The organism is Lentilitoribacter sp. JB5-8 (assembly GCF_055693385.1).
The window spans coordinates 816,284-831,995 of the sequence record NZ_CM146332.1; the positions used below are offsets into that span (position 1 = coordinate 816,284).

14 protein-coding genes are annotated in these 15,712 nt (G+C 45.7%); 5 read left to right on the plus strand and 9 right to left on the minus strand.

Annotated features, from left to right (window positions below):
* Positions 1–6: 6 nt before the first annotated feature.
* The 5 genes from ACZ1GZ_RS03925 to cuyA all read right to left on the minus strand — a co-directional run bounded on the left by ACZ1GZ_RS03925 (position 7) and on the right by cuyA (position 5,679).
* The gene (locus tag ACZ1GZ_RS03925; protein WP_472667174.1) at positions 7–1,584 is read right to left on the minus strand and encodes an ABC transporter permease; all 1,578 of its coding nucleotides are present in this window, start codon (positions 1,582–1,584) and stop codon (positions 7–9) included.
* Complete coding sequence (locus ACZ1GZ_RS03930) at positions 1,584–2,618, minus strand: quaternary amine ABC transporter ATP-binding protein (RefSeq protein WP_472667175.1); 1,035 nt, start codon at positions 2,616–2,618, stop codon at positions 1,584–1,586. The genes ACZ1GZ_RS03925 and ACZ1GZ_RS03930 overlap by 1 nt, the downstream gene beginning before the upstream one ends.
* Before the next feature lie 85 nt (positions 2,619–2,703).
* Positions 2,704–3,663 (minus strand): ABC transporter substrate-binding protein, encoded by a 960-nt coding sequence (locus ACZ1GZ_RS03935; protein WP_472667176.1) that lies wholly within the window; start codon positions 3,661–3,663, stop codon positions 2,704–2,706.
* A gap of 25 nt (positions 3,664–3,688) precedes the next feature.
* Entirely contained in the window at positions 3,689–4,456 is a 768-nt protein-coding gene (gene cuyB, locus ACZ1GZ_RS03940) for a cysteate racemase (RefSeq protein ID WP_472667177.1), read from the minus strand.
* Positions 4,457–4,653: 197 nt separating this feature from the next.
* Positions 4,654–5,679, minus strand: a complete 1,026-nt coding sequence (cuyA, locus tag ACZ1GZ_RS03945; RefSeq protein WP_472667178.1) for a D-cysteate sulfo-lyase — start codon at positions 5,677–5,679, stop codon at positions 4,654–4,656.
* 111 nt (positions 5,680–5,790) lie between these two features.
* On the opposite strand from cuyA, the gene ACZ1GZ_RS03950 reads away from it, so the two are divergent.
* Positions 5,791–6,687 (plus strand): LysR family transcriptional regulator, encoded by an 897-nt coding sequence (locus tag ACZ1GZ_RS03950; protein WP_472667179.1) that lies wholly within the window; start codon positions 5,791–5,793, stop codon positions 6,685–6,687.
* Positions 6,688–6,840: 153 nt separating this feature from the next.
* On the opposite strand, the gene ACZ1GZ_RS03955 is transcribed toward ACZ1GZ_RS03950, so the two are convergent.
* A complete protein-coding gene (locus ACZ1GZ_RS03955) occupies positions 6,841–7,221 on the minus strand; it encodes an MAPEG family protein (RefSeq protein ID WP_472667180.1) in 381 nt (126 codons plus the stop codon).
* 113 nt (positions 7,222–7,334) lie between these two features.
* Entirely contained in the window at positions 7,335–7,925 is a 591-nt protein-coding gene (locus tag ACZ1GZ_RS03960; protein WP_472667181.1) for a TetR/AcrR family transcriptional regulator, read from the minus strand.
* Between the two features lie 106 nt (positions 7,926–8,031).
* On the opposite strand from ACZ1GZ_RS03960, the gene ACZ1GZ_RS03965 reads away from it, so the two are divergent.
* Positions 8,032–8,346, plus strand: coding sequence for a YciI family protein (locus ACZ1GZ_RS03965; protein WP_472667182.1), 315 nt, complete (start codon positions 8,032–8,034; stop codon positions 8,344–8,346).
* A gap of 161 nt (positions 8,347–8,507) precedes the next feature.
* Here ACZ1GZ_RS03965 and ACZ1GZ_RS03970 read toward each other — a convergent pair whose 3' ends face one another.
* Positions 8,508–12,098, minus strand: a complete 3,591-nt coding sequence (locus ACZ1GZ_RS03970) for a hydantoinase B/oxoprolinase family protein (protein WP_472667183.1) — start codon at positions 12,096–12,098, stop codon at positions 8,508–8,510.
* 132 nt (positions 12,099–12,230) lie between these two features.
* Here ACZ1GZ_RS03970 and ACZ1GZ_RS03975 point away from each other — a divergent pair, with 132 nt between their 5' ends.
* The 3 genes from ACZ1GZ_RS03975 to ACZ1GZ_RS03985 all read left to right on the plus strand — a co-directional run bounded on the left by ACZ1GZ_RS03975 (position 12,231) and on the right by ACZ1GZ_RS03985 (position 15,102).
* Entirely contained in the window at positions 12,231–13,202 is a 972-nt protein-coding gene (locus ACZ1GZ_RS03975; protein ID WP_472667184.1) for a TRAP transporter substrate-binding protein, read from the plus strand.
* A 74-nt stretch (positions 13,203–13,276) separates the two neighbouring features.
* Positions 13,277–13,789 (plus strand): TRAP transporter small permease subunit, encoded by a 513-nt coding sequence (locus tag ACZ1GZ_RS03980; protein WP_472667185.1) that lies wholly within the window; start codon positions 13,277–13,279, stop codon positions 13,787–13,789.
* Between the two features lie 8 nt (positions 13,790–13,797).
* On the plus strand, positions 13,798–15,102 hold the full coding sequence (locus ACZ1GZ_RS03985) for a TRAP transporter large permease (protein ID WP_472667186.1): 1,305 nt from the start codon (positions 13,798–13,800) through the stop codon (positions 15,100–15,102).
* 29 nt (positions 15,103–15,131) lie between these two features.
* On the opposite strand, the gene ACZ1GZ_RS03990 is transcribed toward ACZ1GZ_RS03985, so the two are convergent.
* Positions 15,132–15,647 (minus strand): winged helix DNA-binding protein, encoded by a 516-nt coding sequence (locus ACZ1GZ_RS03990; RefSeq protein WP_472667187.1) that lies wholly within the window; start codon positions 15,645–15,647, stop codon positions 15,132–15,134.
* Between the last annotated feature and the right edge of the window lie 65 nt (positions 15,648–15,712).

The following is a 15,712-nucleotide window of genomic DNA, read 5'->3' on the forward strand; positions in this document are numbered from 1 at the left end:
ATTTAATTAACGTTGATCAGCTCGACGGAATGCGCCTTGCACGATGCGATCAATGACCATTGCAACGAATAAGATGGCAAAGCCGCCTAATAAGCCGGGACCTTTGGCAGCAAATTGCAAAGCCTCTAAAATAACTTTTCCTAATCCGCCGCCGCCAATGAGCGAAATGATTACAACCATAGACAAGCACATCAGAATTGTCTGATTGACCCCGGTCATGATGGACGGCAATGCAAGTGGTATTTCAACATCTCTTAGCAACTGGCTACGTGATGCCCCAAACGCGATTGCCGCTTCTTTAATGCTTTCGGGCACACCGCGCATGCCAAGAGCGGTTAGTCGAATAACCGGGGGCATGCCAAAAATAATGGTCGCCAAAATACCGGGGGGATTGCCCGTACCAAAGAATGCAATAATGGGAATGAGATAAACAAAAGCAGGTAATGTTTGCATCAAGTCGAGCACAGGTTCTGCAAACTTGTAAGCGCGTTGAGATTTACCAAACCAAATTCCTAATGGAATGCCAAATATAACGCTAAGAACAACGGCTGCACCTACTAAAGCGACCGTTTCCATTGCAATTTCCCAATAACCCAGAAACGCAATATAAGCGAGCGCTGCGGCTGTAAATATCGCAACCCGTGAGCCCGCTGCACGCCATGCAAACACAAAAATAACAGCCATTACAACCGGCCAAGGTGTTCCAATTAGTGCGAGCGATAAGGTGTCGAGAATTTGGCGAACTGCGAGCACAACACTATCAAAAGCACCGGCGCCGCCCTTTGCTGCGTTGTCGATTGCACCTTCTAACCAACGGGCAGTTATTCCGTAATGGTCTGGATTTGCAGGAAATGCGGACAACCAGTCTGGTATATTATCAATAGTGAAACGATAGACTGTCAGAGGCATAATAATGAGTACCAAAACAACGCCAAAAATAATGTTTTGAATCTGAAAACCAGAGGAAACAGAAAGTGGAGAAACACGCCATTTTGTGTACTGTTTTTCATAAGCAATGTTTGACCATACACCTTGCAAAAGGCGCAGTATTAGCAACAATCCCAAGCCAGCCATCAATATAGCAAAACTATCAGCCGCTGCCGCTTCAGCTGCTTCCCGACTTCGATCCGCAGCACGCATAAGATTGCTGCTTAATGTTTCAAAACGCGTAGGATCTTCACCAGCCTCTTTTGCAATACGAGCTTGTTCAAGGAATTGCTCTGCACGAGCTGTTTGCCGCTCAGCTTGGGCCAAATCACTTGCACCAAGTTCACCCCAGGTACCACGTCCAATTTGCACCCAGGCGATGATCTCGAGAATAAGAAAACCCCAGAAGAACCCCCATACACCGCGGGCTGCGGCCCAAAGTGGACCCAACAGTGCGGCTGCAAAGTTGAAGACACGTGGAATGCCGCTTGTCGTATCGTGAATGGTATAAAATGTGCGCGAATAAAATTCGGGATTGCGATCAACAAATTCCGCGATCGATGCATCTAGCGCCTTACGGTCAACTTCAATATCCTGAACGGACCCTGCAGGCGTTGCATCTGGAACCAGATCTGTTGCTTGAGAATTCTTGCTCATCACTTGCCTCCTTGAATACCGCGCAGCAGCGTGGTTTTTGAAATCAATCCAACATCTTTGCCGTGTTCAGTCACAACAAGTGGCTGATCGCTTCCAATTGAAATGTCGATCAAAAAATCAAGATCTTTTTGCCCATCAACCCGCAAAGCGCTGGCTAAATTTTTAAAACAGTCCTTATTTAAAGGCTCCATGATCGTGTGCGCACGGACGAGTTTTAACCGGGAAATGCCTTGTACAAACTCTCTTACATAATCGTCGGCTGGCTGCGTGACGATTTCCTCTGGCGTGCCGATCTGCACTATTACACCGTCTTTCATGATGGCAATACGATGGCCAATGCGAATAGCTTCGTCCAAATCATGGGTAATGAAAAGTGTTGATTTATTGAGATCTCGCACAAGCGCCTTGAACTGATCTTGAAGCTGCAGACGAATTAAAGGGTCAAGCGCTGAAAACGGCTCATCCATCAGGAGAATTTCAGGATCACTCGCGAGCGCTCGCGCAATGCCCACACGCTGTTGCATACCACCTGATAATTCACGTGGAAGACGATCCTCAAAACCGGTTAAATCCACCAGTCCAAGGGCATAATCTGATATTGCCCAACGTTTGGACTTCGGAATTTTACGAATTTCAAGAGGGTATGCCACATTCTCGCGCACGGAACGATGTGGCATTAAAGCCATGTGCTGAAAGACCATTCCAATGTCACGGGCGCGCATGTCACGCAGCTCGGTTTTGTTCATGGCACCGACATCCTTGCCAAGCACACGTATCGAGCCAGCGCTTGGCTCAATTAGCCGATTAACATGCCTGACCAGCGTTGATTTTCCAGAGCCAGACAGCCCCATAATACAGAATATCTCACCGCGTTTGACATCAAAGGATGCATCACGAACACCAATGACGGTTCCAAATTCATCTAAGGCCTCTTGTTTGCTTAAGGGCCTGTGAATTGTTTCTGCAATCGTTTCGTCAGCACGATCACCAAATACTTTCCAGACATTGGAAAGTTCGACAACAGTTTCGGACATATGAGCCTCAGATAGTATTAGAAAAAGTTTTTGCGCTGCGGCTTAAAATAAGCCACAGCGCGGGGCAAAAAGGATTGATCCAGTATTAGTTGGCCAACCAGCTCAAAACGACATCTTGATTTTCAGCTACCCATGTTTTTGCGAAGTCTTCAGCACTTTGGCCGTCGATTCCCATTGCATAGCCTGCTTCACTTAGCGTTGCCGGCGGCATGGAGTAATTATCCAACATAGCAGCAACTTCAGGGAAGTTTTCCTTGATATTAGCAGCATAGTGTAGGTGCAAAGATGCGCCGTTCCAAGCTGTCGAAGCTGAGGATTTTTCCAACCATTGTGGGTCATCAGTTGGTTGAACGATCGTCCAAGTAGCCGGGTCATGTGCTGGCTCTTCCAAGAAAACCAAATCATATGCAACGAAAATAAAGTTTGGCTTATAGCAGTGACCAATCCAAGGTGTATCTGAATCAGATGCTGCGCCCAACTCACCCCAAGCAACCTGGCCATCATATTCTTCCAGATCGAATACCTGATCATAACCATAGGATTTAGCGCGAATTTTCTCGATAACTGTTGATGCCCAACCCGGTGCACCAAGCCAAATTTCTGGCTTACCATCATCATCCTTATCGAAGATTGCTGTTTTATCAGGATCCGTCAGATCATTGATTGATGTGATGTTATATGTTTCAGAAATGTGTTTTGTTGTGCAAATACCTTGTTCAGCGCGAACTGGTTTTTCATTCATCACAACACTTTTCTGAGTGCCGACATATTTGTCATGCAAGTTTTGCTGGTTAGGCAACCATACTTCTGGATGAAGATGCATAGAACCTGCATCCATGGCTTCGAAGATGATTGGGTTGGTACCGTTTTGAAGCTCAACTTCTAAGCCGAAATTTTCTTCGATTACCAATTTTAAGATATTTGATGTCGCATTAGCTGCATCCCAGTTTGGAACACCGAGCACAAGATCCGCAGCTTGTGCGGATGTGGCTGTCATGGCAGCCATCGCTGTTGCGCATAGAAGGCGCTTGGTGGATTTCAACATGTTTTGTTTCCTCTCATTTTGAGCCTTATGTTTGATACGTTAATTCGGCATTTGGCCCAGACGCCGATTGTATGTTGGTAGGGGTAATTGGGTCGCTCGTGTTTTTGGCAAATTGGGCTGACGCCTTTACCAGAACATCCAATGTGTCAAAAACCGGAGCATCGATGTCGATATGGTCAGCAAGCACGGAAAATTCTGTACAGCAGATCATCAATGCATCCGCACCCTGAGCAAAGAGAGCTTTTGCAATTTGATTGAGATCTGCACCAATTTGAGCTGACGGTCCTTTGCTTTTCACATGCTTGATAATGCGCAATAGTTCTTGGTTATCATCACTGTAGACGGCAGATAAGTTTGCGTTTTGGAGTGGGTTTTCATAAACAGCCACTTTATGGAGTGCTGGCGAACCCAAAACACCAATACGGCCGTTTATACCCGTAATGGATCTCGCAAAATCGGATGAAAGTGCAACCATGTCGATGAAGGGTATATCGATCGCAGCTGCAATATCGTGTGCATAATGATGGGCAGTGTTACAGGGCATAACCAGAGCATTTGCCCCTGCATCCTCTAGCCGGCGTGCCATATAGGTTAGCGTTTTGCCCGGCGTCTCATCGCCATCTTCCAAGATGGCTTTTATGCGAGAAGGGACTTGGGTATTATTGTCGACAAGAAGCGGGATATGATCCCGGTCATCACCTGCATCCACACTCTTTAACAATTTTTGCATAAAGAGGATTGTTGCTTGCGGTCCCATACCGCCTAACACGCCGATGGTCGCGAGAGAGGACATTATTCTGCACCCTTCACATTCAGCGGTAGAACATTGTTAGAGTTCTGCCTACCAATCTGATTGCCCGCGGTTAAAATGCTAGGATGCGACCTTCCTAAATGAAATGCCAAAGAAACTAGACTTATAATTGCTTCTAGCAACGGCGCTTTTTGAATGACTGATCCAGTAAAAGACATCATTGGCAAGCTCATATATCTCTATTCAGCAGCCTGCATTGCAGGTTTATCGTACCCAAAGGTGTCTGTGTAACCAAATAGTGCCGCCGCGCCGCCGGTGTGCAAAAAGACGATATTTTTATCGCTCGAAAATTCTCCCTTGGATACCAAATCAATCAAGCCAGCTGCGCCTTTGCCAGAATAAACTGGATCAAGCAGGATAGCTTCGTAACGGGCGAACATTTCAATAGCTTCCAAACATTCCGGCGTTGGGATACCGTAGCCTTCGCCGACATAGTCTGTGTTTGCTTTCACATCATCGCGCTCAACAACACCCGCGCAGCCAAGTTTTTCAGCTGTCGCCAAAGCAAGCTTGTAGACATTTTCCTCTTGTTGGGCTTTGGCAGCTCTCACACCAATACCCAAAAGCGGTATATTGGCATTCATGGCTTTTAAACCAACGACCAATCCGGCCTGCGTACCAGCGCTACCAGTTGCGTGAACAATTCGGTCAATCTTCAGGCCCATAACATTTGCCTGTTGTACAATTTCCATCGCCGCATTGGCATAACCCAAAGCACCGGTTGGATTTGAGCCACCTCCAGGGATCGTGTAAACCTTACGACCTGCTGCACGATATTGGTCTGCAACAGCTTCCATCTCAGCGTTCATATCTGAACCGCCCGGGCGCTTTTCAGCAGATGCCCCGTGCAGATAATCGAGAAATACGTTACCGTTATGATTGTAGTTTGGATCCTTTGAGGCCGTCCGGTCCTCTAAAAGAATATGGCAATCCATGCCAATACGTGCAGCAAAAGCTGCTGTTTGTCGCGCATGGTTAGACTGAGTGGCACCTTGTGTCATCACAATATCGGCCCCCATGTCTTGAGCTTCGGCCATTAAGAACTCAAGCTTACGCGTCTTGTTGCCCCCGGTAGATAGCCCAGTACAGTCATCGCGCTTAATCCAAATACGAGGACCGCCAAGTTTTTCGGACAAGCGATCCATTGGCTCAAGCGCTGTAGGAAGATGCCCAATGGCAACACGAGGAAAACGCGAAAAATGCATGAAAAAGAACTCCGTGATAATGCTGTTAACCGAGCAGAACACAGTTTAAGAGCCTTTACAAATGCATAATATTCCGCATAATATGCATTATTTGCATAATGTGGTGATCCTATGAAATTTGACTGGCTGGAAGATTTAGTTGCTATTTTGGATACTGGCTCCATTGTGGAGGCAGCAAATTCCAGGAATATTTCCCAATCTGCATTTTCGCGTCGCATTCAAGCAGCAGAAAATATTTTGGGTATTGAACTGATCAATAGAACAGCAAAGCCAAATAAGCCTTCGGATGTTGTTCAAAATTATAGCAATGAGTTACGTCAGCTTGCCTATATGCAAACCCATATGATCAAACAATTACAAGTAGAAGGGCGCGAAGGGGCAAAACATATTGTCATCGCAGCACAACATGCGATTACCACATCTTTGGGACCAAGCCTTGTAAAGCGAATTTCAAACATAGATAAAACACATGTTCGCCTACGCTCGGGAAATCGTGACGAATGCGAGGCGCTGCTATTAACAGCGCAGGCCAGCATTACTTTGACTTATCGAACACTCTTAGATTCTGGTCGACAAAATAATATTTTAACCGAAGAAATAGTGGTCGCAGATGATACGTTTATACCTGTTTTTGACAGATCTAAAGTGGATGATCTTTTGTGGCGGTTCCACAATGGTCGCCTCGATATTGTCGCATATCCTGCCGATGTTTTTCTAGGCATTGAATTCAACCGACAAGTTTTACCAAAACTTGAAAGCAAGTGTCGCGTTAACACCGTTGCAGAAACAGCGCTATCTCCGGCTGTTTTACAATTGGCGAGCGCCGGGCTCGGCGCAGCATGGGTGCCGCGTGCGTTGGCTGAAAACGCCATTGAAAATGGGACTCTAGCTGACCTTAGCCAGTATTTCGGAACGGTTAGTTTAAAGATTATTGCAACCAGATTGCGCGATAGGTCCGGCTTGAATGAAGACGAAATATGGCGTGCACTCACATTAATCGGCAACTAAAATTTAATGAACTTTTGTTGCATAATTGAAGAAAAGCTAATTTGTTTCGGCTGTTTTATGGGCTGAATAAGCACGACTTATCCAGCCGTATTTTTTCGCATGCGGACGTTGATTACGGTTGAAAATTGTCAATCGCATTTGGTGGATTAGATATTAAAAAACTTGAAATAGCGACCAAATGCCAATCGCTGCCGCTGGTAAAGAACTCATTCCCATCCATAGTCCTCTTATTTTATTATCATAACTTATGTAATGGCCGATCCGTCCGATGATAAATAGAACCATAACGCCCCATAATATATTTGTTGCGAGCCCTAAATATTCGCCAACACCAACAGCAAATATAATTATCGGCGCGATCTCAGTGAGATTGCCGTGTATGCGGGATCGTTTGAATAATTTTGCATCTTGGCCATCGCCTCTCAGCACATTGATCTTACCACGGTATATGCCAATCCAACCAATCATTATCGCGATCGCAATTGTGTTGAGCGCGATAAAAGTGATGGTGACAGGAAATTCAGTTGCATACATTTTACACCCTTTCGTCAAAGCAAAATTCAATATGAATTTGTTTCATCAAAAGGCTCATTAAAGGTAATCTATATATGTTCAAGAACATTTTTTGATGTAGCTGAAGCCGGAATTTATACCCGAGCATAAAGCTTGCAAGCCGCATCATACGCCGATAATCGCAGTTCTTCTGCAAGATTTTGGTTTGATATCGAACGCGCCAAAACCATTCCCCCGACGCAAAGCGCCGCCATCGCCAAAGCATTTTTGCGGTTCTCTTTAGATTTTTTCGATGGCGCATTTTCAAATAACCAAACCATCGATACCAGCAAATCTTCATAGGCTTGGCGAACCTCAGGTGTTGTGCGTGCCACATCTGATGGCAAGGCAATCATGGGGCATTGGTTTTCCGTTTCTTCCATGTGCTTTTGCGACAGATAACTTTCTAACATTTGTTCTGCCATTTTGGGCGATAAATTACTCGGATCAATGCCTGCCTCTTGTCGCCAAACTGCACCTTGCCCAACTAAAAAGCTCTTCACTGCAGCCGCATAAAGCTCTTCTTTGCTTTTAAAGTGATTATAAAATCCACCCCGGGTTAATCCCGCCTTGTTCATGACCATATCAATTGTGACTTTTTCAAAGCCGTGTAGATTGAAAAGTATTCGTGCAGCTTCGACAATCTTCTTATGTGATCTTTTTCTATGTTCTGGGCTGTAAGGCATCAAAATCTCCTATTTTTGACACAATAACACGGCTTCAAAAAATGTTCTTGAACATAAATAGTTTTCTGCAATTTTCCGTTTTAGTCAAAACCAAAAGGAGACTGACATGGAAAAATTCTTATTCGCATTTCACGGTGGCAAGCTGCCGGAAGATCCTGCAGAAGGTGAAAAAGTTATGGCTAAGTGGGGCACCTGGATGGAAGGTTTAGGCCAAACAATGGTGGACCCTGGAAGCATCATTGGAGGCAATGCAACTGTTGGCGCAAATGGGATTGTAAATGATGATGGCGGGGCAAATCCGTTATCGGGCTATATGATTATTACCGCTGCAACAAAAGACGCGGCAATTGAGATTGCCAAGGGTTGTCCGATCATTGAAAGTGATGGAACTGTTGAAGTTGCGCCACTCATAACAATGTAATTCAATTTTAAAACGCGCTCGAATTCGAGCGCGTTATGATTATAAAGATTGCCAATTTAAGCTTCACTATGTGGCTTATTGAATTAAATATTGACCGCAACGACCAATATTTTACCTAAGGCGCCAAACGTTTGTTCTAACCTATTAACGTCATAGCTTTGCTAGATATTTGGCACACCATATCCGCCACCGCCGGGGGTTTGGATTATCACCGCTTCCCCGCGATTGACCCTGATCTGCGAGCGTCCCTTTAGCTCGTTAATTTGACCTTCGATATTGCGAAGATAGTTGTGACCAAGAGCGCCATTTCCGCCACCATTTAAACCAGCTGGTGGGACAATGCGGCGACCACACAAGAAGGAGACATCCATCTTTTGGCGGAAGCGCAGCGTCCGGTTTAAACCATTACCACCATTCCATTGACCCTTGCCGCCTGATCCGTCGCGGATCTGGAAAGTTTCTAATACGACAGGATAACGCTGTTCAAGAATTTCCGGATCGGTGAGGCGGGTATTTGTCATATGGGTATGCACTGCATGTGCGCCCTTAATGCCTTCACCAGCACCAGAGCCACCGCAGATTGTTTCATAATATTGGTATTGATCATTACCAAAGTTGAAATTGTTCATCGTTCCTTGCGCACCAGCAAGAGCACCTAAAGCTTGGAACAAACAATCGGTTACTGCTTGGCTGACCTCGACATTTCCAGCCACAACAGCTGCAGGATATTTTGGTGTTAACATGGAATTATCTGGCAAGATAACTTTAAGCGGTCTCATGCAGCCAGCATTCATAGGGATATCATCATCGACCATGCAGCGGAATGTGTACAACACGGCAGCACGCGTGACGGGTTCTGGCGCGTTGAAATTGTCAGACTGCTGATCGGATGTGCCTGTAAAATCAAGCGTCGCAGAGCGCGTGTCTTTATCGATTGTGAGCTTGACTTTGATCTTGCATCCTTGATCGAAAAAGACTTCAGCTTCGCCGTCATTTAATGTAGCAATCACGCGACGTACGCATTCTTCTGCATAATCGCGAACATGGCCCATATAAGCGTGCACAACATTCAGGCCGAATGAACCGACCATAGACAAAAGCTCAGCGACACCTTTTTCATTGGCGGCGATCTGCGCTTTTAGATCGGCGATATTTTGATCGACATTTCGGCATGGATATTTTCCGCTGCTGAGGGTCGAACGGATTTCGTTATCAAGAAATTGACCAGATCGCACCAGATGAAGATTGTCTAAAACAATGCCTTCATCTTCAATTGATGTTGCTTTTGGGGTCATTGAACCGGGTGCAATTCCGCCAACATCGGCATGGTGGCCACGCGACGCAACAAAGAATGTTGGTTTGTCGCCATCTTCGAAAACAGGGGTAACAACTGTAATATCTGGCAAGTGCGTGCCGCCATTATAAGGTGCATTGGTGACATAAACATCGCCACGTTTCATATGTGGATGAGCGCGAATGATACTTTCTACTGAGCGATCCATCGAACCTAGATGCACAGGCGTATGTGGTGCATTGGCAATCAGTTTGCCATCCCCATCAAAAACAGCGCAGGAGAAATCAAGGCGTTCTTTGATATTTGTGGAGTGAGCGGTCTTTTGCAGGCGAATACCCATTTGTTCGGCAATCGACATAAAGAGATTGTTGAAAACTTCCAACATCACAGGGTCAGCTTGGGTTGAGATATCGAGCTTGTCTTGCACCGCTGCAACTTTGTTTAATATGATGTGGCCATATTCATTGATGACAGCATCCCAACCGGGTTCGACAACGATGGTTCCGATATCTTCCACAATGATTGCCGGCGATTTTATGGTTTGGCCTGATCGTAATTCTGCGCGTTTATAGATGTTCGCGTCCTGCCATTTACCACCTGAAAAGAATTTGGTGGAGCGCATCGCTTCAGGTTGCCTATCGGATTTTGCCTGTCTGGCTTCTGTATCTGTTGATTTTCCACCAGCTGATTCCACTTCCAAAAGCTCAATGAGCAGTTTGGTATTTGGCATATCAAATCCAAATTGCTCCTTATGAAGATCCTCAAACTCAGCTTTCATCTCGTCGATATGACCAAGAGGAATTTCTAGTGTTGTGTCAGTTCCAGCATATTTTACATGCGTGGTTGCGGTAGTTTTTATCTCATCTGAAGCCACGCCTTGTTCGATTAATTCTAGAGCTGTTTCTTTGCGAAGTTGGCCGAATGTCCAATTTAGATTTGTGCAAAATTCTGCATCTAGTTCATTCTCAAATGATTTTTGGCGTGACGCTTTAATATCAGCAAGACCCATACCATAGGCGGATAAAATCCCAGCAAATTGGTGCACGATTACCGTTTTCATGCCCAAGATGTCCGCAACAGCGCAGGCATGTTGTCCGCCCGCGCCACCAAAACATGTCAGCGCATATCTGGTGATATCGTAGCCACGCTGAACGGAAATTTTCTTCACAGCATTGGCCATATTTTCAACCGCGATTTTTAAGAACCCTTCGGCGGCTTCTTCAGCTGAGTTGGCACCAGATTGATGCGCGATTGCTTTGAATTTTTCCGCAACTACATCTTTATCCAATTGTTCATCCTGATTGGGTCCAAAGACGGCCGGGAACAAATCTGGCTGTAACTTACCAAGCATGACATTGGCATCGGTTACAGCTAAAGGTCCACCGCGCCGATAACTTGCAGGTCCAGGGTTGGCACCTGCGGATTCAGGGCCAACGCGGTATCTTGATCCGTCATATTGTAATAGCGATCCGCCACCTGCGGCGACGGTATGAATTTTCATCATGGGTGCGCGCATGCGAACACCAGCGACTTCAGTTTCAAAATCTTTTTCAAGGTCCCCGGCATAATGGGCGACATCTGTGGATGTGCCGCCCATGTCAAAGCCGATGATTTTTTCAAATCCTGCAAGTTTTGATGTTTCAACTGCGCCGACAATCCCGCCTGCAGGACCTGATAAAATAGCATCTCGTCCCTGAAACAGATTGGCCGCGGTTAACCCGCCTGATGACATCATAAACATCAATTGCAGATCGGTGTTTTCGGTGTCCAATTCACCCGCCACCTGATCGATGTAACGGCGCAAAATGGGTGAGAGGTAAGCATCAACCACAGCCGTGTCACCACGACCGACAAACTTGATTAGCGGTGAGACTTCATGACTTGGTGAGATCTGTTCAAAACCAATCTCACGTGCGAGCTGGGCGACGATGATCTCGTGATTTGGATGTTTATATCCATGCATAAACACGATAGCGACAGATCTAATTCCATCGTCATAAGCCTTTTGGAGCGCCGAGCGTGCAACATCTATATCTAATGCTTCCTCTTCTGTGCCATCATCGAGAATTCGGCCTGGAACTTCTGAGACGCAATCATATAAAAGTTCGGGCTTTTTAATTTCTCGATCAAACAATCGCGGTCGCGCTTGATAGCCAATTTGTAAAGCATCAGCAAAACCAACATTGGTGATGAGTACAACACGATCACCTTTGCGCTCGAGCAGGGCATTGGTTGCAACTGTGGTGCCCATTTTGACGGTCGCAATCTTGTCGGATGGGATTTTTTCGTCTTTTTCTATCTCCATAAGATCGCGAATTCCTTGGATCGCCGCATCCTTATAAGCTTCTGGATTTTCCGATAATAATTTGTGTGGTCGAAGCTCTCCGTTAGGTGTTCGAGCAACAATATCTGTGAATGTACCACCGCGATCAATCCAGAAATCCCATTTTTGCGACATGTCCAAAACCCTCATTTTCATAAAATTACATTTTATCGATAAATTGTCATTGTTTTATTGATTAAATGCCGTTATTAGTTTTTTCTGTCAAGATAAGAATTCAACAAATCCTCAAATTAGGGAGATAATAAAATGGGAAAATTGTTTAACCGAGCTCTATTGGTCGCGGGTCTTATGGTTGCGTCTACCGCCGCTCAAGCTGAAAAATGGGATATGCCAACACCATATTCTGATCAGACATTCCACACCGTTAATATCAAGCAATTTGCCGATGATGTGCGCGCGGCAACTGATGGCAAGCTAGATATCACTATCCACTCTGCCGGATCGCTTTTAAAGCATGGTGACATTAAAAACGCCATTCGCTCGGAACTTGTGCCAATCGGTGAATTCTTCATGGGTCTATTGGCCAATGAAAATCCAGCTTTTGGTATTGATACATTGCCGCTTGTGGCAACTAGCTATGAAGACGCGGAAAAACTATGGGCTGCACAAAAGCCTGAAGTTGAAAAATTGCTTGAGCGCCAAAAGCTAAAACCGCTATTCTCAGTGCCATGGCCGCCACAAGGTCTTTATACTCAAAAAGAGATTGCCAAAGCCGATGATTTGAAAGGAACCAAGTTCCGTTCATATAATGCGAACCTTGAAAAATTCGCGACATTGATCGGTGCTGCACCAACGCAAATTGAAGCGCCGGATATCCCGCAAGCTTTCACCACGGGTCGCGTTGAAGCGATGATTACGTCTCCGTCAACAGGCGCAAATACTAAAGCTTGGGATTTTTTAACGCACTATTCCCCGATCAATGCCTGGGTGCCAAAGAATGTGGTTGTCATCAACAAAGCATCGTTTGATGCGCTGGATGAAGCAACACAAAAAGCTGTGATGGATGCAGCTGCTGCTGCGGAAAAACGCGGTTGGGAAATGAGCCAGAAAGAAGCAACAGAGAAAACCAAAGTCTTGGGTGAAAATGGTATTTCAATCATCGAACCAAGTGATGTTTTAAAAACTGACCTTGCCAAGATTGGTGCGCAGCTTCTTGAAGAATGGCAAGCGAGCGCTTCTCCAGAAGCTAAAAAAATCGTTGAAAGCTATAACCAATAGTACTTTTCGTCTCTCTTAAAACCTGAGCGGCTTGGCTTAAGCCGCTCAATTTCCATTTGGATAAAGGACTAAACATGAGACGACATCTCAACGGTTTATACAATGCGTCCGGCGCGCTGGCAGCGATCCTTATTTTTGCGATTTGCCTGTTGGTTTCAGCACAAGTTGTGGCGAATTTAATCACAAAGATTTTTGGCACCAGTGTCGCGCTGACCATTCCTTCATATGCAGATTTTTCCGGTTACTTTTTAGCGGCAAGCTCCTTTATGGCGCTGGCCTATACGTTCAAACATGATGGCCATATCCGTGTTCTTTTAGTGCGCGATAGATTTACGCCGAAGGTTAAAAACTACATCGACCGTCTGGTGCTTACAATCGCAGCGCTGACCGCATGTTACATGACATATTACGTGGCGCTTTTGACATTAGAAGCCTATGAATTTGGTGATCAGTCATTTGGCATTATTGCAATTCCACTTTTCATCCCTCAGTTCTTCGTCTTTCTAGGCTTGTTGATTTTTTCAATTTCAATCATCGACACCCTGCTAAGTCCACTTGAAACTGACGATGCAGTTCTGGACGAATAGGAGATATCATGTCTGAAATTGTCCTGACGGCTGGTTTATTAATCACACTATTCTTCTTGCTCGGGCTCGGTGTATGGGTGGGTTTTGCACTCACACTCACCGGTGCGTTGGGCATGCTATTATTTTCCAACGCGCCCATTGGCCCGATCATGGCAACCACCCTTTGGGGCCACAGTCATTCATGGGCGCTTGCGGCTTTACCTTTGTTTATTTTAATGGGTGAGATCCTTTTGCGCTCGCGACTATCGGAACACATGTTCAAAGGCCTGGCACCATGGCTTGGTCGCGTTCCGGGGAAATTGCTTCACGTCAATATTCTCGGCTGTGCGATCTTTGCAGCGGTCTCTGGATCATCTGCAGCGACGGCTGCGACCATTGGCAAAATGTCTGTGCCAGAACTTCAAAGCCGCAATTATCCCATGGGGTTAATTATCGGTACGTTGGCGGGATCTGCGACTTTGGGTTTGCTCATTCCGCCGTCGATCATCCTCATCGTCTATGGCGTGGCGACTGAACAATCGATTGCGAGATTATTCATCGCAGGTGTTTTGCCGGGGCTTTTGCTCGTCTCAATGTTTGCAATTTTTATTGGCATATATGGATTGGTACGACCTGATTTGTTCCCGGAAGAAAAGCAGTCATTCACATTCTTAGAAAAACTAAAAGGGTCCAAACGTCTGATCCCAATATTGCTGTTGATCATGGGTGTGATTGGTTCGATTTATATCGGGATTGCGTCGCCAACGGATGCAGCGGCGGTGGGTGTTATCCTCTCGCTGGTATTGGCGTGGTTTAATGGTGCTTTGTCCAAATCGATGTTTATTGATGCTTTGATGGGCGCGACCAAGACATCCTGCATGATTGCGTTTATTCTCGCTGGCGCTGGGTTTTTGACGGTCTCAATGGGCTTTACCGGAATACCGCGAAATTTAGCAGCGTGGATTGACACCTTTCAACTGTCGCAAATTGCGCTTCTAGCAGCACTGACGGTGTTCTTCATCATTCTTGGCTGTTTCCTTGATGGCATTTCGGTGGTGGTTTTAACCACGGCAATCATCATGCCGATGATTGAAGCCGCAGGCATCGATCCGCTTTGGTTTGGCATTTATCTCGTGATTGTGGTTGAGATGTCTCAGATAACCCCGCCGGTTGGGTTCAATCTTTTTGTCATCCAGGGATTGGTCAAGGAAAACATTTTGCAAATCGCAGCGGCGGCATTTCCGTTCTTCCTGCTTCTGCTGTTGGCAGTCGGTGTTATCACCGTCTTTCCTGAGATAGTGACGGTTTTGCCGTCACTCATGGATGCAAGATAATTCATCCTCCCAAGATGTGTCACGGGTCGCTAAAGAGAAGATGCGGCCCGTGATGCTTGATCATACATGCCCGATAAAGTCCGCAACGTATTGGCAATCTCGCCCAGTTCTTCATCCATACCATCAACACGGGTAATGCTTTCCAAAAGGCATTGCTCGCGAATTTCGCGATAGCGATCACAGACATTTCGGCCCTTTTCCGTGGTGCTATAAAACATTTCTTTGCCTTGCTTTTGACCTTTGACAAGATCAGCTTTGAGCAGTTTTTTGATCGCGTAATTGACGGTGTGCGTGTCATCAATGTTGAGGAGAAAGCAGATGTCAGATAAGCGCTTGGAGCTTTCGCGATGGTTGATGTGATGCACGACCAAAATCTCAAGGCCATTAAGTTCAGGATGCCCACAAGCTGCCATGCATTTATGCATCCAGCGGTTAAAGCCATTATAGGCGATGATCATTCCATATTCGAATTCCGATGCTTGCCAGGCTTTGCCCGATGCTAGATGTCTTGATGATACGATTTTTCTCTTTTTAGACTCACTCATGGCACATATACCGCTTTCTTTTATCGTTAAATTGTCAGCGATTCTTTTATAAATTGCTTTCCAAT